Source organism: uncultured Campylobacter sp. (assembly GCF_938045205.1).
Classification (GTDB): domain Bacteria; phylum Campylobacterota; class Campylobacteria; order Campylobacterales; family Campylobacteraceae; genus Campylobacter_B.
In genome coordinates, this window is record NZ_CALIMY010000083.1 from 1 (window position 1) to 1,699 (window position 1,699).

The window sequence follows — 1,699 nt, forward strand, 5'->3', positions numbered from 1 at the left end:
CGATCCAAATGAGATCAGGCAAAATGGTGAGAAAATTTTTAGCGATTCGTATGCCGATATGATAAGATACAACAAAAAGCTCTACTTTGTACCTAGATTTTCTTCCATAGATCCTAAGATGTTTTCACGTATTATGGACGCAGCCGGGCTTAATATATCAATCAAAGATGACATTGCAAAAAACGATCTGCCTTTAGAAAATTTACAAGAGCTTTCTTCACATAGTATTTGGATACTTTGGCTTATAGTAAATATCGTAATGGCCGCATTTTTCATAGTCGTCTTAAAAAAATTGCTGAGACTCAGAAATCTAAAAAATATGATAAGAAGAGCTGGAGAAGAAGACAAATTTAGACTGCTAAAAGTAGAAGCAAATGATGAAATAGGTCAAATCGCGGGCGAATTTAATACGACGATGCAAAAAATAGATGCGATAAAACAGGCTAGAGCGCTATTTTTACGTAACATCTTGCACGAATTTCGCAACCCGATAATGAAGGGGCGAATCATGGCAGATATGCTAGCCGAAATCTTACAAGACGATAAATTTAAAAGTAGATTAAAACAAATTTTTATAAGGCTAGAAATGATACTTGGCGAGGTTGTCAAGGTCGAAAAACTAGTATCTAATCAATGGGAGCTTAAGAAAAATAAGCACCGAGTTATAGACATCGTCGATCACTCGGTAGATATGCTTTTGCTAAAAGACACGAGCCGCATAGAAGTGCGAGCAGATATGGAAATAAGCGCGGTTGAGGTTGATTTTGAACTTTATGCGACTGGAGTTAAAAATTTGATCGATAACGCCTTAAAATACTCTAGCGGCAAAGTCCTTGTAAATATAGATAAAAATGCCGTCTGTATAAGCAGCACGGGAGATGAGCTGGAACCGGAAAGACTTGATTTTGAAAGAGCTTTTAACAGAAAGGTAGAGACGTCAAATTCAGGACTTGGCCTTGGGCTTTATATAGCAAATCAAATTTTTAAAAAACACGGTCATGCCCTAAAATACAAGCATGAAGAGGGTAAAAATAATTTTCTAATATGTTTCATAAACACTTGATCTAAAAACAACTTGATTATTAATACTTATAAACCATTTTAAGCTCGTTATTTGCGCTGATTAATTCATTTATAAAGCCTAACAAATCTGTTATTAATAGTACAATGACACCCCTGCGACATCCACTATATTTTTTGGTTTATGATAATTCCGAGATTTTTTAGATATTTAGTCACTCCGTAGAAGCCACAATAAGGTAGCTGAAGAAGAATTCACACACGCACGCTAAAATTTAACGGCTCTTTCGTCGTGTAGAAAAGATAAAATTTTAGTAGAGTACGGCATGAGGGCGTCTGAATTTAAACGTGATCGTTTTGGTTGATGCGCGGCGTTAAATTTTATGCTGCTTGGTAAGACTGTGGCGATGAGTAGTTTTAAAATTTTGATTTTGGCGTGGGTGAAATTTAACGACAGCGCGTTCTGTCGGCGAGGTATAATGTATGGGTATTTGGCGGTATATCGACGTAGCGGCGATTGGCAAGTGTTGCATATAAACTAAGCGATTAAAATAAGAATGCGGATGAAATTAGTGCGTGATACATATAAATAGTAGCATGCCCCGTAAACGATGTGATTCGCGATAAAATTTTGCGTAAATTAAGGCGAAATTTAGCCGACGAAATGAGAACGGGATTT

At 36.6% G+C, this 1,699-nt stretch carries 1 protein-coding gene; it reads left to right on the top strand.

The features are described 5' to 3' along the window. On the top strand, positions 1 to 1,063 hold a 1,063-nt coding region (locus Q0198_RS04715), incomplete at its 5' end, for an ArsS family sensor histidine kinase (protein ID WP_297895592.1). Positions 1,064 to 1,699: the final 636 nt, after the last annotated feature.